Annotated in this window: 21 protein-coding genes and 1 pseudogene; 15 read left to right on the top strand and 7 right to left on the bottom strand. The window is 60.6% G+C overall.

Annotation, left to right across the window (positions count from 1 at the left end; genetic code table 11):
- Window positions 1-80 precede the first annotated feature (80 nt).
- On the bottom strand, window positions 81-1,400 hold the full coding sequence (locus IPM54_44700) for a 3-keto-5-aminohexanoate cleavage protein (GenBank protein ID MBK9266866.1): 1,320 nt from the start codon (window positions 1,398-1,400) through the stop codon (window positions 81-83).
- Window positions 1,401-1,476: 76 nt separating this feature from the next.
- Here IPM54_44700 and uppS point away from each other — a divergent pair, with 76 nt between their 5' ends.
- From uppS to IPM54_44685, 3 genes and pseudogenes are all read left to right on the top strand, one after another.
- Complete coding sequence (gene uppS, locus IPM54_44695; protein MBK9266865.1) at window positions 1,477-2,934, top strand: di-trans,poly-cis-decaprenylcistransferase; 1,458 nt, start codon at window positions 1,477-1,479, stop codon at window positions 2,932-2,934.
- 31 nt (window positions 2,935-2,965) lie between these two features.
- A pseudogene (locus IPM54_44690) lies at window positions 2,966-4,277 on the top strand (Glu/Leu/Phe/Val dehydrogenase).
- A gap of 148 nt (window positions 4,278-4,425) precedes the next feature.
- Window positions 4,426-5,229 carry a hypothetical protein gene (locus tag IPM54_44685; protein MBK9266864.1) on the top strand — a complete coding sequence of 268 codons (804 nt, stop codon included), beginning with the start codon at window positions 4,426-4,428 and terminating at the stop codon, window positions 5,227-5,229.
- A 4-nt stretch (window positions 5,230-5,233) separates the two neighbouring features.
- Here IPM54_44685 and IPM54_44680 read toward each other — a convergent pair whose 3' ends face one another.
- The 3 genes from IPM54_44680 to IPM54_44670 all read right to left on the bottom strand — a co-directional run bounded on the left by IPM54_44680 (window position 5,234) and on the right by IPM54_44670 (window position 8,044).
- A complete protein-coding gene (locus IPM54_44680; protein MBK9266863.1) occupies window positions 5,234-5,890 on the bottom strand; it encodes a hypothetical protein in 657 nt (218 codons plus the stop codon).
- A 39-nt stretch (window positions 5,891-5,929) separates the two neighbouring features.
- The gene (locus IPM54_44675) at window positions 5,930-7,321 is read right to left on the bottom strand and encodes a serine/threonine protein kinase (GenBank protein MBK9266862.1); all 1,392 of its coding nucleotides are present in this window, start codon (window positions 7,319-7,321) and stop codon (window positions 5,930-5,932) included.
- Between the two features lie 213 nt (window positions 7,322-7,534).
- A complete protein-coding gene (locus IPM54_44670) occupies window positions 7,535-8,044 on the bottom strand; it encodes a hypothetical protein (protein MBK9266861.1) in 510 nt (169 codons plus the stop codon).
- Window positions 8,045-8,174: 130 nt separating this feature from the next.
- Between IPM54_44670 and IPM54_44665 the strand changes: the two genes are divergently transcribed.
- Complete coding sequence (locus IPM54_44665; protein ID MBK9266860.1) at window positions 8,175-8,363, top strand: hypothetical protein; 189 nt, start codon at window positions 8,175-8,177, stop codon at window positions 8,361-8,363.
- Between the two features lie 122 nt (window positions 8,364-8,485).
- Here the strand turns inward: IPM54_44665 and IPM54_44660 are convergent, their stop codons facing one another.
- Window positions 8,486-8,860, bottom strand: a complete 375-nt coding sequence (locus IPM54_44660; protein MBK9266859.1) for a hypothetical protein — start codon at window positions 8,858-8,860, stop codon at window positions 8,486-8,488.
- 268 nt (window positions 8,861-9,128) lie between these two features.
- Between IPM54_44660 and IPM54_44655 the strand changes: the two genes are divergently transcribed.
- From IPM54_44655 to IPM54_44610, 10 genes are all read left to right on the top strand, one after another.
- Window positions 9,129-10,406, top strand: coding sequence for a hypothetical protein (locus IPM54_44655; GenBank protein ID MBK9266858.1), 1,278 nt, complete (start codon window positions 9,129-9,131; stop codon window positions 10,404-10,406).
- Window positions 10,403-11,101, top strand: a complete 699-nt coding sequence (locus tag IPM54_44650) for a hypothetical protein (GenBank protein ID MBK9266857.1) — start codon at window positions 10,403-10,405, stop codon at window positions 11,099-11,101. Before IPM54_44655 ends, IPM54_44650 begins: the two co-directional genes overlap by 4 nt.
- Window positions 11,041-11,745 (top strand): redoxin domain-containing protein, encoded by a 705-nt coding sequence (locus IPM54_44645; GenBank protein MBK9266856.1) that lies wholly within the window; start codon window positions 11,041-11,043, stop codon window positions 11,743-11,745. Before IPM54_44650 ends, IPM54_44645 begins: the two co-directional genes overlap by 61 nt.
- Before the next feature lie 107 nt (window positions 11,746-11,852).
- Window positions 11,853-13,766 carry a response regulator gene (locus IPM54_44640; protein ID MBK9266855.1) on the top strand — a complete coding sequence of 638 codons (1,914 nt, stop codon included), beginning with the start codon at window positions 11,853-11,855 and terminating at the stop codon, window positions 13,764-13,766.
- Between the two features lie 125 nt (window positions 13,767-13,891).
- The gene (locus IPM54_44635; protein ID MBK9266854.1) at window positions 13,892-14,155 is read left to right on the top strand and encodes a hypothetical protein; all 264 of its coding nucleotides are present in this window, start codon (window positions 13,892-13,894) and stop codon (window positions 14,153-14,155) included.
- Window positions 14,143-14,553 carry a type II toxin-antitoxin system VapC family toxin gene (locus tag IPM54_44630; GenBank protein MBK9266853.1) on the top strand — a complete coding sequence of 137 codons (411 nt, stop codon included), beginning with the start codon at window positions 14,143-14,145 and terminating at the stop codon, window positions 14,551-14,553. The genes IPM54_44635 and IPM54_44630 overlap by 13 nt, the downstream gene beginning before the upstream one ends.
- 254 nt (window positions 14,554-14,807) lie before the next feature.
- Window positions 14,808-17,237, top strand: coding sequence for an SUMF1/EgtB/PvdO family nonheme iron enzyme (locus IPM54_44625; GenBank protein MBK9266852.1), 2,430 nt, complete (start codon window positions 14,808-14,810; stop codon window positions 17,235-17,237).
- A gap of 97 nt (window positions 17,238-17,334) precedes the next feature.
- A complete protein-coding gene (locus tag IPM54_44620; protein MBK9266851.1) occupies window positions 17,335-17,907 on the top strand; it encodes an RNA polymerase sigma factor in 573 nt (190 codons plus the stop codon).
- 26 nt (window positions 17,908-17,933) lie between these two features.
- Window positions 17,934-18,506, top strand: coding sequence for a hypothetical protein (locus IPM54_44615; protein ID MBK9266850.1), 573 nt, complete (start codon window positions 17,934-17,936; stop codon window positions 18,504-18,506).
- 1 nt (window position 18,507) lies between these two features.
- Window positions 18,508-19,848 carry a polymer-forming cytoskeletal protein gene (locus IPM54_44610; GenBank protein ID MBK9266849.1) on the top strand — a complete coding sequence of 447 codons (1,341 nt, stop codon included), beginning with the start codon at window positions 18,508-18,510 and terminating at the stop codon, window positions 19,846-19,848.
- Window positions 19,849-19,900: 52 nt separating this feature from the next.
- On the opposite strand, the gene IPM54_44605 is transcribed toward IPM54_44610, so the two are convergent.
- Window positions 19,901-21,019 (bottom strand): STAS domain-containing protein, encoded by a 1,119-nt coding sequence (locus IPM54_44605; protein MBK9266848.1) that lies wholly within the window; start codon window positions 21,017-21,019, stop codon window positions 19,901-19,903.
- A gap of 161 nt (window positions 21,020-21,180) precedes the next feature.
- The gene (locus tag IPM54_44600; GenBank protein MBK9266847.1) at window positions 21,181-21,849 is read right to left on the bottom strand and encodes a YkgJ family cysteine cluster protein; all 669 of its coding nucleotides are present in this window, start codon (window positions 21,847-21,849) and stop codon (window positions 21,181-21,183) included.
- Window positions 21,850-21,958: 109 nt separating this feature from the next.
- Here IPM54_44600 and IPM54_44595 point away from each other — a divergent pair, with 109 nt between their 5' ends.
- Window positions 21,959-22,681, top strand: a complete 723-nt coding sequence (locus IPM54_44595) for a glutamine amidotransferase (protein MBK9266846.1) — start codon at window positions 21,959-21,961, stop codon at window positions 22,679-22,681.
- The last annotated feature ends 214 nt before the right edge of the window (window positions 22,682-22,895 follow it).

Below are 22,895 nucleotides of genomic sequence, written 5' to 3'. Positions count from 1 at the left end.
AAGGCGCTCTTCGTTGAGGCTCGCACGACGATGCAACGTTGGTGGCGAAAGGACTTCGACGTCCCTGAGGTTTCAGCTCTTTACGATGCTGAGCAACTTTCGTGCATGATCCGGCTCGACGACTTCACGCCTGAGTGTCTTGGCATATGCCGCGGCGCGCGCCACCAGCGGTGCGCTGCCTTCGGAAAGGACGCCCTTCTCGAGGTAGATGTTGTCTTCGGAGGCCCACGCGAGCGTGCCCGCCGAGGCGCATCGCCAGCTCCGTCGTGGGTCGCTGATGCCGTCCGACGGCGGCCACGGCCCACGTCGATCCCCTCCGGGATTTGCGACAGCATGAAACGCACGACGTCTTCGCTTGCGCGAATTCTCCCGGCACTCCCAGGACAAACTGGAAGTGGAGCGGAGGAAATCGTTCCGGTGCGTAATAATCCAACGCCTCGTGGACGTGTCCGCTTCGTAACACTCGAGCTCCGCGATGCTGCCGGCTTCACGGATGCGAGTTGCGATTTGCGGATGTCGGGACGCGTGTTCACGAAGACGTCGTCGCCGAAGTTGATCGTGCCGCAATTGAGCGTCGCCATTTCGGGCTTGCACACGAGCCCTCCGAGCCGCTCGTCGATGGACATGCCCACGGCACCACCCGTCGACACTTGCACGACGACGTCGGTCTTTTCGCGAATGCGCGTGATCGCTTCGCCAAACAGCTCGGCCGACTGCGAAGGCGAGCCGTCCGCGTTACGCACGTGCAAGTGAATGACCGATGCTCCGGCGTCGCGGCACTTGGCAGCTTCGTCGGCAAGCTCGGCAGCCGTGATCGGCAAATGCGGCGTGTGCTCGCGCGTCACTTCTGCGCCCACGATCGCTCCCGTGATGATGAGCGGCGATTCGGGCGGCGTGACGATCACGTGCGGAGCTGGCGTGATGATTGGCCGAGGCTCGGGGAGTTTTGCGAGCAGCTCGGCGCCTGGAGACGTGAGCGCAGGCAGCACGAGACGCGGGCGCCTTTGCAGTTCTTTCGGCACGACGCACGTACCGATCGCGCGACAGACGACGATGGGCTCGCCATGCGCGTCGGCTGCCGATGCAGCAACGTCGGCCGAGCGCACGTTCGAGATCACCTTGCGCGCCTCGAACGCCATCGTGCGCGACGTGTTTCCTACCTTGGTGATGACGCCGGTCGCTTCGATGTAGTCACCGGCTCGTACGGGCGCGAGAAATTCGATGGCTTCGTAGGCGCGAAACAATCCTTCGTCGCCATCGAGGCGGATGAGCAGTTCTGTGGCAACATCGCCGAACAGCCCGAGGACACGCGCCCCATCCACGAGCTCACCCGCATAATGTGCTTCGTGGGCTGCGATGCGAACTCGCAGCGTCACCGTGAGACCCAACCCGATACTCATGATGGGAGACTCGACATAGGGCCGCCTTTCGTCAACAAAGGAAACGCCCGATGGCACTTCGAGCGTTCAGAAAACGATGACGTACGTAGACGCAAAGAACCTCCCCCATCACGTCGGGATCATCATGGACGGCAACGGGCGATGGGCCGAAATGCGCGGGGAACCTCGTGAAATTGGCCACAAATCCGGCAGCGCCGCCGTAAGGCGCGTCGTTCGAGTTGCCCGACGACTCGGCCTGAGCGCGCTCACCCTTTATGCGTTCAGCGAACAAAACTGGGCCAGGCCGCCGGGCGAGGTCGATGCGCTGATGGGCTTGCTCGAAGATTTTTCTCGTCTCCGAGCGAGACGAAATTTGAGCAATCACATACGGCTCGTCGCCATTGGAGACCTCGATCGACTGCCCCCGTTTGTCCGGGATGTTCTCGATCCTCTTCGCGACGCATCGGGACAAAACACGAAGATGACGCTCGCGCTCGCCTTGTCGTATGGCGGTCAGGAAGAAATTGCGCGAGCGGCGCGCGAATTGGCCATCGATGCCCGTGCAGGTCGTATCGATCCTTCGCAAATCGATACCCGGGTTCTGGCGAGCCGCTTACCGAGCCTCGGGGTTCCAACCATTTTGGCGTTGATCTATGTCGGCCCTCCGTGGGGCTGGGCATTGTTTCTCGCAGTCGCACTCTTCGTGGGGGCGCTCGAGTTTTTCGGGATGACGCATCCAGGCGATCGCATCTCGCACGCCATCGGTATTGCAGCGTCTCTCGGTCTGTTCGCCGTCTTGTGGTGGTTTGGCACGGACGCTCGCGTGCTCGTGACGATGCTGTTCGTCTTTCCAACGTTCGCCCTTTTTGCAACGCTCGCGCGGCTTGGGGCGAACGAGACGACGGGCATGCGCGCGTTCGCGATGGCATTCGGCCCGTTATGGCTCGGCGGCGGCCTTGTAACGCTGGCGCTCGTTCGCCGAGATGCGGGTGATGCGGGGCCTGGGTTTGTCGTGTTGGCCCTCGTTCTTTCGTGGTTCAGTGATACGGGCGCGTACTTTGCGGGGCGATTCCTGGGCAAACACAAATTGTACGAAGCCGTAAGTCCGAAAAAGACCGTCGAGGGTGCTTTCCGGGGGTCTCGCTGCTGCGGTTCTCGGGGCCGTGGTGGCGCACTACTTCTACGTGCGGTCATTGCCGCTCGATCACGCCATCGTGCTGGCGATCGTCGCGGGAGGTCTCGGGCAAGCTGGAGACCTTGGCGAATCGATGCTGAAGCGCTCGTTTGGCGTGAAAGACTCGGGCGGCATCGTGCCCGGTCATGGTGGGATCCTCGATCGGATCGATGCTCTCATCGTCACGTCGGCGTTCACGTACCTCTACACGTTGTGGTTTTGGCCTCGGCCTTGACGTCCGCCGCACCGCGCCATTACGCGGTGCGCAATGCGCGATATTTCGAGAAGTCCGGGCAGTCGTTTCGACGCTTGGCATCGTGCCGGTCGGACGTGCGGTGCTGGGGCGTCACGCTTGCGCGGTCAGGTGCTGAAAAAAATTGAAATGGCCTTTGCCACGGACTAGAACGGCCGCATGGATAACCAACAGACGGCGAACGCGGGTGAAGCGAAACCTGAAGCGAAGCCCCACCGATACGACTTCTTCAAAGTCGTTCAGGGATATCTCGACGAGGCGTCCAAAGCCATCGATCTACCCGAATACATTCAGACGATCCTCAGCCAGCCGAAGAACGAGATCATCATCAACTTCCCCGTGAAGATGGATGATGGCCAGATCCGGCTCTTCAAGGGGTATCGCGTCCAGCACAATAACCTGCTCGGACCGTACAAGGGGGGCATTCGGTATCACGAGTCCGTGTCGCTCGACGACGTCAAGGCGCTTGCGGCCATGATGACGTGGAAGTGCGCGCTCATGAACTTGCCGCTCGGTGGTGGCAAGGGTGGCGTCAAGTTCGACCCCAACAAGGTTTCGCCGGACGAACTTCAGCGGATCACGCGTCGGTTTTTCCACGCGCTCGGGAACAACATCGGTCCGGACACGGACATCCCCGCGCCCGATGTCGGCACCAATGCGAAGGCGATGGCGTGGGCGATGGACACGTACATGAATACGGTCGGCCATGTGTTCCGCCAGTCGGTCAAGGGCGTCGTCACGGGCAAACCCGTCAGCGTTGGCGGCACGCTCGGTCGTGAGAAAGCGACCGGCCAGGGCCTGGTTTACTGCATTCAGGAATGGGCCGAAGAGCGTGATTTCCAGCTCGGCGGCGCAACGCTCGCGATTCAGGGTTTCGGCAACGTCGGGTCGTTCACCTCGCTGATTCTTTCGCGTCTTGGCGCATCGACCATCGCCGTCGGTGACCACAGCGGCTACCTCTACAATCCCGAAGGTTTCAACCCGCACAAGCTGCAGGAGTACGTCAGGAAAAACCGATCGATCAAGGGTTATCCGGCTGGCAAGGTGGTTTCGCGCGAGGAGTTTTTCCGCATCAAGTCGGACATCTTCATTCCCGCGGCGCTCGAAAATCAGATTGGCGTCGAAGAGGCGAAGGTGTTGCAGACGCGTCTGGTGGCCGAAGGCGCCAACGGACCGTGCGCGCCCGAAGGCGAGAAGATCCTGCTCGAGCGCGGCATCGACATTCTCCCGGACGTGCTCGCGAACGCCGGTGGCGTGACGGTCAGCTACTACGAGTGGGTGCAGAACAAGCGCAGTGAATCGTGGACGCTCGAAGAGGTGGACGAGCGGCTCGAAGAAGGCGATGAAGCGGGGCTACCGCGAAGTGGTCGAGATGGCGCGCCAGAAGAAGTGCTCGCTGCGCATTGCAGCGTATGCCGTTGCACTTCAGCGCATTGCCGGTGCCTACAACGAACGCGGCATCTTCCCGTGATCACGATGGGGGGCTCGCGCCTCACCCCCAAACCCGGGGTGAGGCGCGACGAGGCAGGCTCTCGATGTCCTGCGCTAGCATTCGACACCCTTTCTCCGCTTTCCAGTTGACTTCCCACGCATGACCAGTCTTCGATGCGCCGATCACCATGGCATTCCTGAACGTGCGCGCTGGTTTGTTGGTCGTTGGACTTTCCCTCGTCGGCTGTGCCGGCACTCCTCCGCCGCCCGTCGTTCCCGACGGCGAATACGAATACGAATTCAAGTACGACCGAACCGGTGAACCGCTCAAGGTCAAGGGCGAGTCGTTCATCTATACGACCAATCAACGCGTCGAGGTCGCGCAGCGCGAAATCTACGACTCGCAGGGTAGGCGCGTCGGATCCGACCGGATTTATGCCAACCAGCGCGTTGCACGTCGTGGATACGCATGGGGCGTGTATCAAGGCGCAAAGGAAATCGACGTTTTGAGCGCGCTGCACATCGCGCGCGACGACGCATTCCGAAAGGCGCTCGCCAAGCGCATCGACCAAATCAACGAGGATCGCGAAAACGCGATGCCGTATTACGAAAAAGCCATGAAGGACACGGCCAGCACTCGGACGCTCGGCATGGCCCTCGGCATTGCAGGCGTTGGCGCGGGCCTCGCAATGCTCGTCGCTGGTGCGATCGTCACACCCGATGGCGAAAGCCCTGGTGCTGTGTGGATTTGGGTTCCCACGGGGCTCATCATTGCCGGTGGTGTTGGTTTTGGAATCATGGGCGTCGCGAATACCAAGCGTCGAGTTGCCGCGATCAAAGCGCAAGACATGGCCAACAGCCAGGTGAGGGCATCCGACTTCCCGAGCCTCACGTCGGAAGCTTACTTGACGGACGCTACCGAGCGCTACAACAGCGGTTTGTCCGCACCGCCGCCCAAAAAAGCCGCCAAGAAGAAAAAGCCCAAGCGCTGATGTTTTACAGGACGACCGCTTTTCGTCCCGCGACCAAAAGCTCCGTTCCCGCTTCCCTCTGTTTCCACTTCACATAACCCAATGCCAAAATGGACGGTTTGACTGGGCTCGACGCCGTGCTCGTAATCGTTCCCACGGGCTTGCTGTCCGGCAATGCGATTTCGGTGGCAGCCGGGACGTTTTCAACGCCGTCAATCTCGAGTCGTACGATTTTCTTTTTCACGTGCCCGCGCATTTGCAGCATGAACACGGCCTCTTGCCCCAAATAACAACCTTTTTGAAACGACACGCCCAAGTGTTCGAGCGATGCTTCTTGCGGGTAATTGTCGTCATTGAAATCGACGCCCCACCGCGGCAGTCCAATTTCTACGCGAAGCTGGTCCCACGTCGTAGCATCGCCAAGCTCGATGGGTGCGCCTTTTCTTTTGGCTCGCACGTGACCACTCCATTGAGCCACGTTTGTCGGTCTTTGCCGGTGATGGATAGCGTGCCAAGAGCGGGGTTTGGGGCGAAGGGCGCCGAAGGCGACCCGGAGCCCGAAATGTTCGAACTCGACGCTCGAAGAACGAGTGCGCCTTCGTGAAGGGCTCGGCGCGCGGCTGCGAAGGTGGTGGTCGTCATGCTGAGCTGCACTTTTGGTGTGCGATCGGCGTTTTGGCAAGGTTTTCCGGAAAGAAAGGGCACCGAGCGCGCGAAACCGTCATTTTACGGCCCCGTAATCGGGCAACTTTGCGCTCCCATCGGACTGCGTGCCCGACTTGCGGACCGTTGGAACGGCCGTGCGCACGGGTGCTGCGGTCGCGGCCGGTTCTGGGGGATGTGCGGACGGCTGCGTCGATGCAATCGCAGAAGCAGGCGGCAATGCAGCAGATGGTGCAGGCGCGGCGACGACCTCGACCGATTGCACGCTCACTCCGGCAGCGGCTTCTGCCGGCGTTGATTCCGCGGTCGTGCTCGACCCACTACGAATGACCACGGCGGTTGCAATGGCGCCGAGCAGCGTAGCGCCTCCAATCGCCACCCAGCGTCCGGCACCATGAGGGCGCCGGTCTGCGTGCGTTCCGGTCCATGGCTCGTTGGTTCCCGAGGGCGCCAATGGAACGCCAACGGCATCGATGGCCGGATGACCGCGTTCGGAGCCGCTCGCATTGGGTGTTGGGGTCGCGGAAATTCGAGGAGCAGGGGCATCCATTGGCGCAGCAGGACCATTGCCGTGTTCACCGCTGGCACAATGGGCGCGTATTCGATCCAGGAGCACATGACATCGCGGCGGCGCGAAATGTGCCAATGCCGAAGCCAGCTCGAACATGTTTTGAAATCGGTCGTCCGACTTGCGCTGGAGGCATTTCAAGAGAACATTGCCGAGCGCTGGGGGAATGTCGGGTCGCACGTCGTGCGGCGGTACGGGAGGATTTTCGACGATGCACAGAATGAGCGCACCCAGGTTTTCCGCCACGTAGGGCCGTTTGCACGTGAGCGCCTGATACAAGGTCACGCCGAGCGACCAAATATCACTTCGCGCATCGACGTCACGCGCCGACCGAAGTTGCTCGGGCGACATGTAATACGGCGATCCAATCATGGCATCGGTCGCCGTGAGGCCTTGGGGCTCGAGCGCGCCGGCATCGGAGAGTTGCTTGGCAATGCCGAAGTCGAGCACCTTCACACATGGGCTTCCGTCGGCCCTGCGCGTGACGAAAAGGTTGGCGGGTTTGATGTCGCGATGAATGATTCCTCGCGCGTGCGCTTCGGACAGGGCTTCACACGCTTGAATCCCGATTTCGCACACTTCGGCCACGTCGAGTGGCGCGGTGGGCCGTATCATTGCCGCCAAGTCACAGCCGTCGAGCAGTTCCATGACCAGATACGGCATGCTGTGCTCGATCGTTCCGAAATCGAGCACCTTGGGAACATGCTCGCTTCGCAGCTTGCTCGCCGCGCGCGCTTCACGCATGAACCGCTCGATGTTCCCCTCGCGGTCGGCTACGTGAGGCAGCATGAACTTCATCGCGACGCGCTGGTCGAGTCCGAGGTGTGTCGCTTCGACGACGGCCCCATCCCGCCCGCACCAAGAATGCGTTCGACTCGGTATTTGCCGAGAAGCACGTCACCAGGTTGAATCGGGAGGTCTTGATGCGAGCTCATGGTTCGAGGTCACCTCATGGGTGCGAGCCTATCGAGCATGCCGCGGGAAAGCAATTCCGCACGGCCGATCGCGTGCGATTTTTGTGTGATTTGGTTTACTTCGGCGCGAGGGCGATCCTTTGGGAATCCGAAGCTTCATTTCGCTACCGTGGGCGATTTGTCAATTCAATCCCTCAACCCCCACATCTGCCACGTCTTCCGTCACCTTCGTCCACAGCGCGCTTTGTTGACCCTCGTAACAGACGTCCCCCTCGTGCCGAAATTCGAATGCGTACTTGACGAATTGCCGCGAAGTCCCGCGCCGAGCGCGTATTTCTTTGCAGCTCGCAATGATGGGTTCGCCCGGTGGAACCAATTTGCGAAAAACCACCTGATAGATGTGCGTCCCATAGCCAATCCATCCGTCGGCATGCCGCAGGCCATGAAGGTAATACGCATGCACGAATCCGAGCATCCCCGAAGCGTGCACCATCGTCGCGCCCGCCACGTGTCGCGGATGCCTGATCGGGTGCGCGCGTTGCGAGACCGTAAAAGGTAGAGGCCGATCCGTTGGCATGCGACAAACCACGCGGTTGTCCGCCGGATCGATTTCGATGATCTCGTCGAACAGCAATACCTCGGGGTCATAAGGTAGATCGGCCAGGAACGCTTCGTCGAACGGCTGAGGCATGCCCAGTTGATAGCATGCCCGCGTCCCACGCGCGCGAAGCGAGCGCACAAGGCTCGTCCCGCTCGCGATCCATCGGCGCTCGTTTTGCAAGCAGGCAGCGTGCGGGACTTTTTCCCGCACGGAGGATCTCATGCCCGAGAAGAAACACGAGCCCGCGAAGCAGGAAAAACAACACGGATCCATGACGGTCGAAGAGGCCGGACGGCTGGGAGGTCACAAAGGTGGCCAGCGCGAGCGCGAGCTCGTCGAAAAAGGCCATCAAGTCGAAGAGCAAAAGCAAAGCGGCCAGACGTCGAGCGGCCAAAAAGGCAAGCACTGACCTGGAATGCCGAAAGGGCTGGTGCCGCCGTCACCAGCCCTTTCGTTTGTCACATTTTCAAAAACGCTGGGGAACAACGCGCTCGGCATCGTTCCCCGCGCCGTCGATTCATGCCTTCGTCGTTACGGCTGTTGCTGCTGCGGCTTCGTCATCGAAAGAATATGAATCTGCAGCCGAACTTGCTCGCCTTCACTGAGCCGCTGCACTTGCGCCTGCCCAAGCTTGAACTCGAGCTGCCCATGCTGCGCGGTCTGAATGCTCACGGTGCCCTTGGTCTTGTCGACCGCCACGATCCTTCCCTCGATCTGCTCCTGTCCCAAGCCTTGCCCCGGCTGAGCCTGCTGCTGGCCCTGCTGGCCCTGTTGCTGGCCTTGTTGCTGCCCTTGTTGACCTTGCTGCTGGCCCTTCTGCGGTTGCCCCGTCTGAGCCAACGCAGGACCCGCCGTCGTTGCCAAGAGAGCCGCCGCAAACATACCGAGCAGTGTCGTCTTCTTCATGTCCATTCTCCTCGATGACCCCAAGCCGCGGCACGCGCGAAACAGCCGCACCACCGCTCGCTGGGCATCCGCCCCTTTCGTCTGGCAACGCGAGTGCCGCGGCGAACCGAGACGGAATGTGGACGCTCGCCATCGCATGAGCGCGGTTGGCTGCGCGCTCGGGGAACGCCCAGCCGTCGGTTCTTCGGCCAGTCGTTGCAAGCCAGCTTTCTGCATGTGCCGCTCCTCCCGCGTTGACGAGGCCGCTTCCTTCGCGTAAGCCCCACACATGTCTGGCGCACCTCGTCGCTGGCCTTCCATCGTCGCGCTCGTAGCCTCGTTGCTCGGGCTCGCGTTCGGAAGTTTGTCGACGATTGATTACTCGAAGCACCTCGATAGGCAGGTGCACGGCATCCACTGCAGCTTCATCCCGGGTTTGCCCGTGGATTCGGGGGGCGAAAGTGCCTGTCGCGCAGCGATGTACAGCCCCTACGCTGCGCTCCTGCGCGACAAGTATTGGGGCGGCGTTCCCATCTCGCTCTTCGCCGTGGGAGCGTTCGCGTTTTTTGCCGCCTTTGCGCTTTACCTCGTGATCGCAGGGCCGCTTGCGCCGCGGCGGGCCACCAAATTCTTCGGCATCGTGAGCTTCTCGCCGCTGCTCGCATCGGCACTCATGTTCGCCATTTCCGCCCTCGAGCTCGGTCAATTCTGCAAGACGTGCGTGGGCATCTACGTCGCATCCATCCTGCTCACGGTGGGCGGCATTGGCGTTCTCGTCGAAGGAAACCGCAAGGGCCCCGTGGTCCTCTCCGCGGACAAACCCGAAGACCGTGACGTCCACGTCGCGACGGGTAAGCCTCGAATCGCCATCCCCGAAGGCCCCTTGTGGATCGTGCCGATCTTTCTCTTTACGCTCGGCGTCTTCGCCGTCACGCCGGCGCTGCTTTACGTGAGCGCTTTGCCGAATTACGCGAACTACATCTCGGACTGCGGCAAACTTGCGAAGCCCGGCACGGACAATCCTGTTCTTTTGCACCACAAGCCTGCTGGAGCCACCCAGCCGGCCACGCTGTTCGTCGATCCCTTGTGCCCCACGTGCAAAGGCTTTCACAAGCGGCTCGTCGCGGAAAAGATCTTCGATCAGCTCGACACGACGCTCGTCCTGTTTCCGCTCGACAGCGAGTGCAACTGGATGCTCGACAGGCCATTGCACCCGGGATCGTGCCTCGTTTCGAAGGCGGTTCTTTGCGCTGATCGTCGCGCCCTCGACGTGCTCGAGTGGGCCTACGACAATCAAGAGGAATTGCTCGAAGGAGCCAAGGCTGCGGCGGGGCTCGTCAACGTACGCGCGGCGATTCGCGAAAAGTGGGGCAACCTCGATGCGTGCATCGACGCGAAAGAAACGAAAGTGCGTCTCGACAAGATGCTGCACTACATCGTCGACAACAAACTTCCCGTCTCGACACCGCAGCTTTTCCTCGGCGATACGCGGCTTTGTGATGAAGACAGTGACATCGGCCTAGCGTTCACCTTGCAGAAGCTCGCACCTACTTTGAGGCAGCCATGAAGTACGCAGGCATCATTGGGATCACCGCTGGTTGTGCTCTTCTCGGTGGATCGGCGTATCAGGTGCACGCGGAGGTGCGAGCGAGCGCCGAGCGCCTCAAGACGGGCGCCGTGCTCGCCGAAAAGCCAGCCGTGGCGATTGCGAACCACGCCGAAGCTTCGTATTGCACGCCCAAGTTCAAGGAGGTCCTCGCGCGCGTCATTCACGCCTGCGGCCTCGATGGCGGCGATTCGCGACGCGGCTGTCAACCCGCCGACGTCAAGACGCTCGCATCGATCAACGACGACGACTTCAACAATCTTTTTACGCCGCTGAAGGATCGGGGCGGCGTCGTCATGTTCGACGATGCATCGGAAAAACTCGACGACGACGGCAAAAAAATGATCGAAGACCTGTGGCTCGATCGAAAGGGCGCGCGGTACTTCTTCATCCTCGCGCGAGCATCGAAGACCGGGGCGCCGGACTTCAACCGATCGCTTTCGCACAAGCGCGCCAATAGCGCGTTCTTTCACATCGGTGACAAATTCAAGGAACCAGATCTCGACAAACAGGTAGGCTTGCTTTGGCTCGGAAACGAATTCGCTCAGCTTGGTCAGGATTACTGCAAATGGAATGTTTCCCGGAAAAACAAACCGTGCACGGCCGAGGCGATCAATCGGAGTGCGTTCGTCTCGTGGGTCGACTGTCAGCTCTGACCGTCGCGCTCGCTGGTCTTGGTTGTGATGGCGCCACGAAGGAGCCTCCGGGCCCCGTTGTTGGGCGGAGCAACGCGGTGACGGCGCAAAGCGGGGCGACGACGCCAGCATCGACTGCGTCTGCGTCGGCCAAGCCTTTGGCGCCTGCAGCGCCGAAGAAGCTGTGCGTCGATCAATCGGCGAAAACGGCTCCGAAGGGTGCGGTGAAAACGGCGAGCGCGCCGGGCGCGACGGCGCTCCCTTCGAGCATTTCGTTTGGTGTGGGCAAGTGGATTTGGGTGAACTTGTGGGCGGCCTGGTGTGGCCCGTGCAAAGAGGAAATGCCGCGGATCTTGAACTTCCACAGCCGCCTCAGAACCGCAGGTGTGATGGTCGATCTCGCGTTTGTCTCGCTCGATGACGACGAACGGCAATTGCAGCGGTTTCTCGCGGCTCAACCCGAAGCCGGCGTGCGTGCTTCGTATTGGCTCCCGGAAGGCGCGGGGCGCGATTCGTGGATTCAAGCGCTTGGCGTGAAAAACGCCGGCGAGCTTCCCGTGCATGCGCTCGTTGCGCCGAGCGGTCAGGTAGCGTGTTTGATTCAAGGTGCCGTCGAGGATTCGGATTATGCTGCCATTGCGAAGATCATGAACGCCTCGCAGTGACGGCACCCGAGCCACGACGCATTCGGGACCGGGTGTCATTGCCGAGCACGAGGACCTTGACGTTTTCGCGCGACTGTGTGTTACATTGGTGACATGCGGGCGGGAAGATGAAAAGGCGAACCGGGGAAAACCGTTTGCGCGGCGCGCGCGGTTATCTGCTCGCGGTGGTCCTCAGCGGGCTCGTCCTGCTGATTCGCGTGGCGCTCGGGCCAATCCTCGGTGAACGTGCCCCACTCGCTGCATTCACGCTCGCCGTAGCCGTGGCTGCTTCGCTTGGAGGTTTGGGGCCCGGCTTGCTCGCCACGCTGCTTGGCGCTTGTTTGGGTGTCATGTTTTTTTATGAGCCGGCTGGGACGTTCGTTCTCGGGACGGCGAGCGATGTCGTGAACTTGCTGTTGTTTTTGTCGTCGAGCGTGCTCATCAGCGTGCTTGGTCATCGCATGAGGCGTTCGGTCGTGCGCGCCGAGCAAGCGATCCTCGAAGATGAATTGGTGGTGGTATGTACCATCACTGAAAATGCCTCTGACGCTTTTTTCATATTGGAAGAGCAGGGGACGATTACGTTCATGAATGCCAGGGCGAAAGCGTGGCTTTCGCATGAATCGCAATCGGCCATCGGGCGGCCGCTGCATGACTTGCTTCATCCCAAAGAAGGCGACACCAAGTGTGCATTGCGGCAGGCGATTCGGGATCATCGAGCGCTCGAGCCCACGGAATGCCTCTTATCGCGTCCCGACGGCACACAATTTCCTGGGCTTTGCAGTGTGCGAATCATTCATCGAGCGAACCGGCAGAGGACCATGTTCGTGGAGATCCGCGATCTCACGGTGGAAAAGCAGATTCGGGAAGAACGCGAGCGAATGCTGGAGCGCGAGCGCGCAGCGCGTGTCGAGTTGGGTCGTGCGAGTCGTATGAAGGACGAGCTCATGGATATGGTATCGCACGAGCTTCGCACGCCACTCACGGCCATTCTTGGCTGGGTGCAGCTATTGCGTCGCCAGCCGTCGAATTCTTCCTACATGGAGCGTGGTTTGGGCATCATCGAGCGCAATGCAAGGATGCAGGAGCAGCTCGTTTCCGATTTGCTCGATGCCAGCCGCGCGAGGGTGGGCAAAATCAGCATTGAAAAGCGCAGCATCGCCATCGAATCCGTGATTGAAGCGGCCATCGATTCGGTGCGGCTCGATGCCGAGGCGAAAGGAATTCATTTGAAAACCGTGCTCGAACCGAGCAGCGTTGCGCTGTATGGCGATGCATCGCGTTTGCAGCAGGTCTTTTGGAATCTGCTCACGAATGCCATCAAGTTTACGTCGCAAGGTGGGCACATTGAAATTAGTTTGTCGGTCAAGGAAGGTTTTATCGAGGTATCGGTGCAGGATGATGGTCGAGGTATCGACGCAGCCGACTTGCCCCATGTCTTCGATCGATTCTGGCAAGCCAATAGCCCCTTGAATCGCGATTTCCGCGGCCTAGGTCTCGGCTTACCCATTGTCGAGCACATCGTGAGGCTCCATGGCGGCCGCGTGCGAGCTGAAAGCGAGGGGCTCGGCAAAGGAGCGCGCCTCGTCGTCGAGCTCCCTTATGGCGATTCGCTCGAGGAGTTGGCACGCGAGGAACCGCGCCATTCAATTGCGACCCAAGAAGCGCCCCTGCGAGGTCTTTGCATCATGGTGGTGGAAGACGAACCCGATGTTCTCGATTTCATTCAGCAAGTGCTCGAGGCTGCGGGGGCACGCGTGATCACGGCGACTTCGGCTGAAGATGCGCTGACGCGGCTGGCGACGATGACGCCGAACGTGCTGGTGAGCGACATTGGAATGCCCGGCATGGACGGTTATGAAATGATTCGGAAGTTACGCGAAGTGCTCAAGAAGGTCGTGCCAGCGCTCGCGCTCACGGCGTTTTCGCGCGAGGAGGATCGAGCGCAGGCCATTCAAGCTGGATTTCACGAGCATCTCAGCAAGCCCATCGCTCCGACGGAATTGCAAGCCATCGTGGCTCGCTTGGCGATTGTGCGGTAGGTTGGCGATTGCGCGAGATACGCGGCGATTTTTGGCCAAAGGCGCTGGTGTGGCGGAGGTGTGATGGCAAAGGCTGACAAAACCATCGAGTGGTGCAATACTGGTGCAGTCAAGGAGGTTCTCCGATGCATCTAACTCTGGATTTACCTGATGACCTCGTTCCTGCTAAGCCGCTCGACGAGATCGCTCGCGAACTGCTTCGAGCTGGCGCAATGTATTGGTTGGTGCGGGGAGAAATCTCGGCAGAACAAGCCAAGGCGATTACAGCATCCGACGCACGCGACGAGTCATTCAAAGCGTTGCTGATGTCGATGCCTGATGTCGGTGACGATGTCGATTTCGAGCGAGCGGTGGATTTGGGTCGGTCGGAGGGATCGTGGGATACTTGATCGATACGAACGTTCTTGCTGAAGTACGAAAGCGCGAGCGAGGCAATCCGCAGGTCCAGGCTTGGATGAAGTCGGTTCGTTCGTCGGACTTGTACCTTTCCGTTCTCGTCATTGGCGAAGTGCGTGCTGGCATCGAGAGGTTGCGTCGCCGCGATACCGCTGGGGCTGCAGCGCTGGAAACGTGGCTATCGCAAATCGAGAAAGGTTACGGCGCTCGAATATTGCCGGTGTCGCGCGAGATAGCGGAAGCGTGGGGACACATGACGGTGCCCGACCCGCTCCCAGTCATTGACGGATTGCTTGCTGCGACGGCGAAGGTCCAGGGTCTCACGCTGGTCACGCGCAACACGAAGGATGTCGTGCGCACTGGTGTTTCATTGCTGAATCCGTTCGAATGAGCCGCACGTTTGATACACTAGCGATCTTCATGTTTTGCTCGTTGGAAAAAAGTTGCGTAACTCGAGCGTTTCATGTGCGCTGTCAACCTTTGGGCTCAACGCCACTGACGTACACGTGGCAGTCTCGCTCGACGAAATGCTTGGCCTGGCACTCCGTGACGATGCGCAACCTCCGGTCCCTCCAGCCATCTCCAGAAACCCGAAACCTGGACAGTGACGCGCGACCTCGGGTGCGCTAGAGGTGTCGCGCCGCCATGTCCGAACCTCAGAACAATCGGGATCCATTTGGTCTGTCCGGGACGACCATCGAAGGCAAATACCGCATCGTGCAGGTCATTGGCGATGGCGGCTTCGGCGTCGTGTACCGCGGCGAGCACACGGGGTTCGGCGAGAGCATCGCGATCAAGTGCTTGAAGTTGCCCGCGGAGCTCAGTGAAAAAAACCGCGCTCAGTTCCTCGAACAGCTCCGCGAAGAAGGGCGCCTGCTTCATCGCTTGTCCCGCGTCACGTCCGGCATCGTCCAGGCGCTCGACGTGGGCGCGTTCGTCACGCCAAACGGCTCGTGGGTCCCCTACTTGGTGCTCGAATGGCTCGAAGGCGAGACGCTCGGCGAGCTGCTCAAGGGGCGCAGCCAGAAGCCCGATGCAGGCATGGATGTCGCCGAGGCCGTCGCACTGCTCGAACCGGCCGCGCGTGCGCTCGCCGTGGCGCATTCGCAGAAGATCGCCCATCGAGACGTCAAGCCGGCGAACTTGTTCGTGACCAACGTCGGCGGCAAGAAAACGGTGAAAGTGCTCGATTTCGGCATCGCCAAGGTGCTGACCGAACACGCGAGCTTCACCGAAGCGCTCGCTGCGACGCGGCAAGCTCCAACGGCGTTCACGCCGCGGTATGGAGCGCCCGAACAGTTCAACAAGCAGCGAGGTGCATCGGGCCCGTGGACCGACGTGTTCGCGTTGGCGCTCGTGTTCGTCGAGCTCGTCAGCGGTCGCAAGGCGCTCGAAGGAGACGACCCTACCGAGCTTTACGTGATGGCGGCCGATCCGATGCTCAGGCCGACCGCGCGAGCTCGTGGAGCGAACGTGCCGGATCCTGTCGAGCGAGTCTTGTCGAAGGCGCTCGCGGTGGAACCGAAGCACAGGTATCCCGATTGTGGCTCGTTCTGGGATGCGCTCGTCGCGGCCGTCGCGGAAAGTCGCGGAGCACGCGCGTCTTCTCCGGGGGTAGCGGCGCCCGGCGCGACGCCCGTGGCGGCGGATCCACATGCGGACAGCTTGCTGAACACCGCGGAATTTGCTGAAAAGAAAAACCTTGGCGTCGCGACCGAAGTTGGTGGCAAGGTGAGCATTGGGACGGGCGCCGGAGAGCTCGATGCAACGGAAGCCGTGCCGACGCGGCTGCTCGAGCAAAAGCCCAAGAACGGCACGCTGCCGATGCGCGACGCCGATCCGATGGCGGAAACGCCGCTCGGTGAACGCGTGCAAAGGCCGTCGTCGTCGAAGAAGCCCGCGCCTCTTCCCGAATTGAAGAATACGTTGAAGGCTGCAGGGACGGGGGCTCCATCCGAGAAAGAGCCGGGTCTCGATACGACGACCATGGGGAAGAATGACAAACCCATTTGGCCGTGGCTCGTCGGGGCGCTTCTGATTGGTGGCGGAGCGCTCGGGTACACGCTGTTTACAATGGGATCTCCCGACAAACCCGTGTCGAAACCCGTCACGAATGTCGTACCGTCCGGAAAAACCAAAACGTTACCGAGTAGTAATGTCGTGTCCGAGCCGATTGCGAGCGCCAGTGCAATGCCGAGCGCGAGCGCTGTGGCGTCGGCATCGGCGGCGCCTCCATTCGTTCCGCCTCCCGACATGAAGCTGATTCCACCGGGCAAGGCAAAGCTCGGCGAAGGAGCGAACGCGCGGGACGTGACGGTGACGCGCGCGTTTTTCATCGATCCGACGGAAGTCACGGTGGATCAATATCGATTGTGCACGACGTGTCCGGAATCGAAGTCGGTCGTATTGCCCGCCGAAAGTGAATCGCTCATCAAAGGGATCATGGCTGCTGCCGCTGCGACGAGCGACGCTGGACCGGATGATGACGGTCCCATCAATCTGCTCGAGTATGCCAATGCGTGGACGCCCAAGTGCAATGATCTTCGCGGCGCCGGGGATCATCCCATGAATTGCGTCACGGCTGCGGCAGCCGAAGCTTATTGCCGTTTTCGCGGTCGCCGATTGCCGACGGAAGCCGAGTGGGAATATGCAGCGCGCGGAGAAGCCGGGCGGCGTTTTCCGTGGGGCGGCGAAGCACCGGTATGCAATCGCTCATGCTACGGTCGCAATGGGACGTGTTTGGATGCAAGCGAAGGCGTGACCACGTGTTCGATCCAAATGCGCCCCAAGGACCGCACGCCTGACGGGCTTTACGACATGGGCGGCAACGTCGCCGAATGGACCGCGGATGGTTTTGCCGAAGCTCCGCCGGGCGGGGCGGATCCAAAAGGCTCACCGGGGGCGACCATGCGCGTCGTGCGCGGGGGTAGCTTCTTGGATGCAGCGTCTCACGTGCGAGCGACGTTCCGCATGGGCGTCATGCCCACGACGGCGCACGTGACGATTGGCTTCCGATGCGCGATGGACGGGCCGCCGGAAGAACCGCCGACGGCGCCGCCCGTGCCGACGCAGTAAACGCTGTTCGTTGCCGCACATCCAAAATAAAACTCCACCCCTTGAAATTTTTCCCTCCCTCCGGTCGAACTGGGCGGCGAGGATGCAGTTCACGCCCATGATTCCCAACGTCCCCGGTCCGAAGGACGCGCCCCAAGCGGCGTCGATCTCGCCGGAGGAAACAGCGGCGTTGCGACAGGTTGTCGCGGCGGTGGTGGCGTGTGTCCTTGGTGAACGCCGGGATCATCCCGACGTTGAGGATTGCACGCATGAAGCGCTTTCGCGTGCGCTTGTAGGACGAAGCCGTCTTCGCGACGGTGAGCCTCTTCGGCCTTGGGTCATTGGTATTGCGCGTCACGTGGCGCTCGATGCCCTCCGAGGTCGCAAGCGTGCGCGGCGATACGAAGCGCAAGCGCCTACACCTGCAGAGGAATCTGCTCCGGTGTGGCTTGATTGGGTTCCCGACCCGACGCCGGGTCCCGAGGAGCGGACGGCGAGTGCTGAGCGAGCGGTGCGGCTCGAACGGGCGCTCCTTTCGTTCCCTGCGGATCAACGCCGGGCGCTCGTGATGTTTCACGTCGATGGCGTGGGATATCACGACATTGCAAAGCAACTCGGCGTCCCGCTCGGGACCGTCGCGACGTGGCTCGCGCGCGGCCGAAGATTGCTTGCGGAATCGGTTGGCGAATGATGTTGGTCGATTGAAAGGAGCTTCGGGTGGCGACGATGGATGACTTGGACAAACTCCCGTCGGATCTCGTATGGCAGCAGGATGGACACCTTTCGGACATCGTGCTTTCGACAGTGGCTGACGGGGAACAAGGCATCGTCCCTCTCGAAGCTCTTTCTCATCTCGAACACTGTGATCATTGCAATACGCGATTCGGAGCCGAAGCGCTGTTGTCGATGCACGCGGGTGAGCTTTTGACGGGTCTCGAGCCGTCGGCGCATGTTTCGGTTGCGCAAAAACCGCGAGCGATCAAAGTGGCGGTTCACGGGGGCCTTACGAATTTGCCCAAGCGTGCCGTATTCGGCTCGCTCGTTCTCGCTGCAATGGGCGCAATACCGGCAATACTCGCTGGGGGCCATATGCGCATTGCAGAAATCACGGAAACTTTCGCGCGTTCCATTTTGATGCTCTCGCGCGGCGCGGTGCTGGTGGCGAAGAGCGATTCATTTACGGCGCTCGTCTGGGCGTCGGCGATGGTTTTGCTGGTTTTGGGCCTCGTGGTATCGCGCATCGCGCGTCCGGGGTCCGTTGATGGCTTGGCAGAGGAAGGAAGCGTGTGACATGTTCAATCGACGAGGTTTGGCGGGGCTATTGGGTCTTTTCGCGGTTTTGGCCATGACGGCGCCGGCAGGTGCATCCGTCGAGAAAAAGGGAGAATGGCCTGCGGAAGACAAAAAGATCACGTTGAACATCGATCACACGTCGCAAGCAAATGCCATCAAGCGATTGGCAGACGAAGCGGGTTGGAGCGTCGTCGTGCGCGGCACGGGCGATGAAATTGCCGAGCTTCACGTCAAGGATCAGCCGGCGGACAAGGTTTTGGCATTGATTCTCGCCGACGGTGAATGGACGGCGCAACGTGACGGAACGCTGATTTCGATATCGCAGAATGCGGGCGCCAAAGCATTGCCTCCGGTGCCGCCTGTTGCAGCCGTTCCGCCCGTTCCCGAAGTGCCTCCTCCGCCCGTCGTCGCGCCGGTCGTGCCCGGCGTCAAGGTCACGGTCGACGTGAATGCGGACGACGGCAAAAATATTCAAAAAGGCGAGGGCAACGATCGCGAAGTGGTTGGTCAAAACCTCGTCATCGACAAGGACGAAGTTGTCCGGAACGTCCAATTGGTGGGCGGATCGCTCGTCATCAAAGGGACGGTCACCGGCGATGTGGAGCTCGTGGGTGGCAAGGTCGAGCTTGCGCCGGGTTCGCGGGTGATGGGCGATATCGAGGTCATGGGGGGATCGGTGCTCGTCAAAACGGGTGCACGCCTCGATGGAGATACGCAAATCGTGGGCGGTCGGTTCGAGCGTGAGGAGGGGGCGCAGGTGACGGGCGCCGTGTCGACGCGCATCGAGGGGAATGACGACGAAGGAGCGCTCGGGGCGCGCATGGTGCGAGAAATGGGTGAATGCACGACGGCGGGAGCGTTTCTTTTTGCGCTGGGAGCCGTTTTGATTGCGCTTTTCACGAGGCGCTCGGAGGCGCTCAAAGTGGAATTTGCGGCGCGACCGATGCGGACGTTTGCCCTGGGAATTGCGGGGCTCGTTGGAGGCATCGTGGTGCTCGCGGCGCTCTGCGTCACGCTGATTGGCATTCCGTTTGCCGCGATTTTACTTCTTCTGGCGATATTCGCGACGTTCGCCGCCATGACATCGGTGCTCGAAGTCATGGGCCGAGCGCTCATTGGTCATAAAACAAAAAATGAATATGCGCACTTGGCGCTTGGGTGCGGCCTCTTTGCGCTCACGATGATGATCCCCGTCGTCGATGACATCGCGAAGGTCGTGCTGATGTTCATGTCGATTGGCACTTTGGTGGCGACCCGCGCTGCGGGTTTGATTCCGGCGCGAAAGACGGCGCCGCACATCGACGATTCGCATCCGTATCGAAGCGCGGAAGCGGTTTGACGGCAGGTTCATGAGGGAGAGCTCCGCGAGGGGCTCTCCTTTGCTTTTAAAATCAGTTACCTTCGACGGACTTCATGCGCCGCAGGCACAGCTTGAGCCCTTCGCGCAAATTCGAGCACGTCGCGATGCGCGAAAGATCGAGCCCCAGGCTCACCACGGTTTGCGCGACGGTGGGCCTAATCCCCGTAATGATCCCTTCGGCCCCGAGCAGGCGAATGGCTTGCACGAGACTCACGAGATGGCTCGCCGTTGCGGTATCCACCGTGTCGACGCCCGTCAGATCGAGAATCGCGAAACGGGCATTGAGTCGCGAAACGGCCGAGAGCAAATCATCCATCACACGCGCAGCGCGCCCGCTATCGACCACGCCGACCATGGGCAACGTGACGACTCGGTCCCACAATTCGATGATGGGCGTCTCCAAATTCCGAATCACCTGCTGCTGCCGTTCGATGAGCTCGATTTTGGTCTGCATTTCATCGATGGTGCGCTTCTCCTCGCTCTTGTCGATCGTCACACCCATGATCGCCATCACGTTACCAGCCGCATCCTTGACGGGCGTAAACCAGGCTTCCCAATGAACGTTATGCGCGCTGGACGTCCATTCACGATCCTCACCACGGAAAACGGCGTGCAGGTTTTCGACGATAGTCGGGTTCGCTCCATACGCCTCGAACAGGTTACCGCCAACGAGGAAGTTGCGTCCGAGGCCCATTTTTTCGAGCGTCACGCCGTCATTGAAGGAAACTCGCCCGCCCGGATATGCAACCGTGACGATGACGTCCGTTTTGTCGAGAATGAACTTCAAAATGCGGCCCGGATCTTCCGGCGGTGGCACCGATGCCGAATCCGGTTCTGCGGAAAGCACCAGCGCCGCATGGATTTCAGCGCGATTGGCAGCGCGACGACCGCTCCATGAAAACGTCCGATAGGCATCGCCATTGCATTGAATTCGCACCGTCGTGCGCACCGGTTCATCGTCAATCGGCGTGCCTTGCAAGAGCGTTGCGAAAGAATCCCGATCGGCGACATGTACGACATCCAACAAAGACCGCCCCGCCCCACACCCCTCGCCCAACACGCGCATCGCCTCCCCGTTCGCTCGGATGACCGATCCGTCGACTTTCATCACGAGAAGCACTGCCGGGCAAGACTCGAAAACGTCGTCCATGTTCTGTCCTTTCGGGAATCTCGTTTGCAGCCGTAACATGGTCGGCGTGGGTTCTCAATTCATTTGAATACCGCGTGGACAGATGAAACGCGGCATACGACAAAGCGGTGAGCCAAAAATTTGGCGGTGCTCGCTTTCAATCCCGCAACAAGAATATAAAATTATGTTGTCGAGGGAACCACGTCATCGTCCCATGGGGCGCCGTCCCGAAGGTGCAGCGTATCTTCGCGCGCCGCGAGGCATGCTTCGCTTCCTGCGACGAACCTTTTGCAATTGTCTGGCCTCAATTCGTAAATCGTGCATCGATTGTCCGACGCTTGAAGCTGACATGGCCCGGGTTTGGCGAACCGTAACGATATTCGCCCGTCCCGATGTCGCACGATGTACTTGGACGTCGTCAGGTCTTTTCGGCCCCCTTTGCGAAAACGATCGAGGTCCACTTCGTCGAGGATCACGTTCGCGTCGTGACAGCACGCCCCGCATGCAATGCAATCGAGCTCGAACGAACGCGTTGCGCCTTCGTGTACGGCGTCTCGAGCGCACCAATCCAGCACCGAGCCGGCGAAGCGAGGTTTGATGAGCGTCGTCGCGAGTCCCTTTGCGGGTCCGTCGAGAGCACGCGTCGTGCGCCTGTGTTCGATGGCCAAGAGCGCCCAGAGCGCCAATTCCGGAAGTTTGCCCTTGGCGTCGACCGGCAGGAGCACGCGTACGTTGTCGTGTTCGTCGACGATCGCGGCGCATCCGCCCGCTCGCACGTGAGCGGCTGCGCGCGCGAGCCAACGTGGACGAAAACGACGCCAAACGGGCCGAATGATGGTGGCGGCAGGCACGCGCGCAAGGATTCCTGCCGAAACGCATCATGTCAAGCGGTCATGCGCGCAGGCATGAGCGCTTTGCGATCAGTTGCGCTATGCTGCACGTCCGATGGCTGACGAGCGCATTGGACAAAGCAAAAAAATTTTCATCGTCAAGACGGGCGAGCCCGTGCCGAAGGTGCGCGAGCGTCGAGGCGAATTCAGCGATATGATCGCCGAGACGATCGGGGATGCCTGGTCGGGCGGATATTCGAGCTTCGACGCGCGCACGGATGCGCCTCCGGACCCCCGTGAAGCGGCCGCGTTCATCATTACGGGATCGGCGGCGAACGTTCCGGATCGAATCGATTGGATGTTGCGAACCGAAGGTTATCTGCGTGAAGTCGTGCAGATGGGCGTGCCCACGTTCGGCATTTGTTTTGGCCACCAAATACTTGCTCAGGCGCTTGGTGGCGAGGTGCGGAAAAACCCGCGCGGACGCGAGATTGGCACGCGGCACATCGAAAAAATCGAGCACGATCCTATTTTCGACGGAATTCCCGAAGTTTTCAAAGCCAGCGTCACGCACGTGGATACGGTCGCCCGGCTGCCTCGAGGGGCCACCGTGCTTGCGAAAAATGATCTGGATGATCATCACACGATTCGGTTCACTGAAACTTGTTATGGCGTGCAATTTCACCCCGAGCTCGATGCCGACGTCATGCGCGGCTATATCGAGCATCGTTGGGAAACGCTCGAAGCGGAAGGTCTTGTCGTGGACGAGCTTCACCGGACCATCGAAGAATGCGAGCATGGTCGCCGCACGCTGCTGAACTTTGTGCGTCACGTCATGGTGCGCCGACGCTAAAGGTGCACTCTCGTTGAATTCCGCTACCATCAACTGACTGAGGAGTCAGCGTGGCGCGGGGGTGAAGCTCGCGCGGGGTTAAAGAGGCTGTCTCGAAACTCGAAACGCGTATCCTCGCCCAGCCCCGCGCGGGGTTGAAACCCCGCGCTACACGACAAGAAGTCCTCGCGCTACCGCGCTCGGACTGACGTCATGGCTGCATGGCGAGGCATGC

The sequence above is a fragment of the Polyangiaceae bacterium genome (genome assembly GCA_016715885.1).
Lineage (GTDB): Bacteria > Myxococcota_A > Polyangia > Polyangiales > Polyangiaceae > Polyangium.
Note: the sequence above shows the minus strand (reverse complement) of the source record. Positions and strands in the feature narration are given on the sequence as shown.

What these genes read in the sequence shown, in the direction of transcription:
- uppS (MBK9266865.1), top strand. Translation starts at nt 1,477, where the DNA reads ATGACGTACGTAGACGCAAAGAACCTCCCCCATCACGTCGGGATCATC.
- IPM54_44635 (MBK9266854.1), top strand. Translation starts at nt 13,892, where the DNA reads ATGCATCTAACTCTGGATTTACCTGATGACCTCGTTCCTGCTAAGCCG.
- IPM54_44620 (MBK9266851.1), top strand. Translation starts at nt 17,335, where the DNA reads ATGATTCCCAACGTCCCCGGTCCGAAGGACGCGCCCCAAGCGGCGTCG.
- IPM54_44640 (MBK9266855.1), top strand. Translation starts at nt 11,853, where the DNA reads ATGAAAAGGCGAACCGGGGAAAACCGTTTGCGCGGCGCGCGCGGTTAT.
- IPM54_44700 (MBK9266866.1), bottom strand. Translation starts at nt 1,400, where the DNA reads ATGAGTATCGGGTTGGGTCTCACGGTGACGCTGCGAGTTCGCATCGCA.
- IPM54_44685 (MBK9266864.1), top strand. Translation starts at nt 4,426, where the DNA reads ATGGCATTCCTGAACGTGCGCGCTGGTTTGTTGGTCGTTGGACTTTCC.
- IPM54_44650 (MBK9266857.1), top strand. Translation starts at nt 10,403, where the DNA reads ATGAAGTACGCAGGCATCATTGGGATCACCGCTGGTTGTGCTCTTCTC.
- IPM54_44665 (MBK9266860.1), top strand. Translation starts at nt 8,175, where the DNA reads ATGCCCGAGAAGAAACACGAGCCCGCGAAGCAGGAAAAACAACACGGA.
- IPM54_44660 (MBK9266859.1), bottom strand. Translation starts at nt 8,860, where the DNA reads ATGAAGAAGACGACACTGCTCGGTATGTTTGCGGCGGCTCTCTTGGCA.
- IPM54_44670 (MBK9266861.1), bottom strand. Translation starts at nt 8,044, where the DNA reads ATGCCTCAGCCGTTCGACGAAGCGTTCCTGGCCGATCTACCTTATGAC.
- IPM54_44655 (MBK9266858.1), top strand. Translation starts at nt 9,129, where the DNA reads ATGTCTGGCGCACCTCGTCGCTGGCCTTCCATCGTCGCGCTCGTAGCC.
- IPM54_44625 (MBK9266852.1), top strand. Translation starts at nt 14,808, where the DNA reads ATGTCCGAACCTCAGAACAATCGGGATCCATTTGGTCTGTCCGGGACG.
- IPM54_44610 (MBK9266849.1), top strand. Translation starts at nt 18,508, where the DNA reads ATGTTCAATCGACGAGGTTTGGCGGGGCTATTGGGTCTTTTCGCGGTT.
- IPM54_44605 (MBK9266848.1), bottom strand. Translation starts at nt 21,019, where the DNA reads ATGGACGACGTTTTCGAGTCTTGCCCGGCAGTGCTTCTCGTGATGAAA.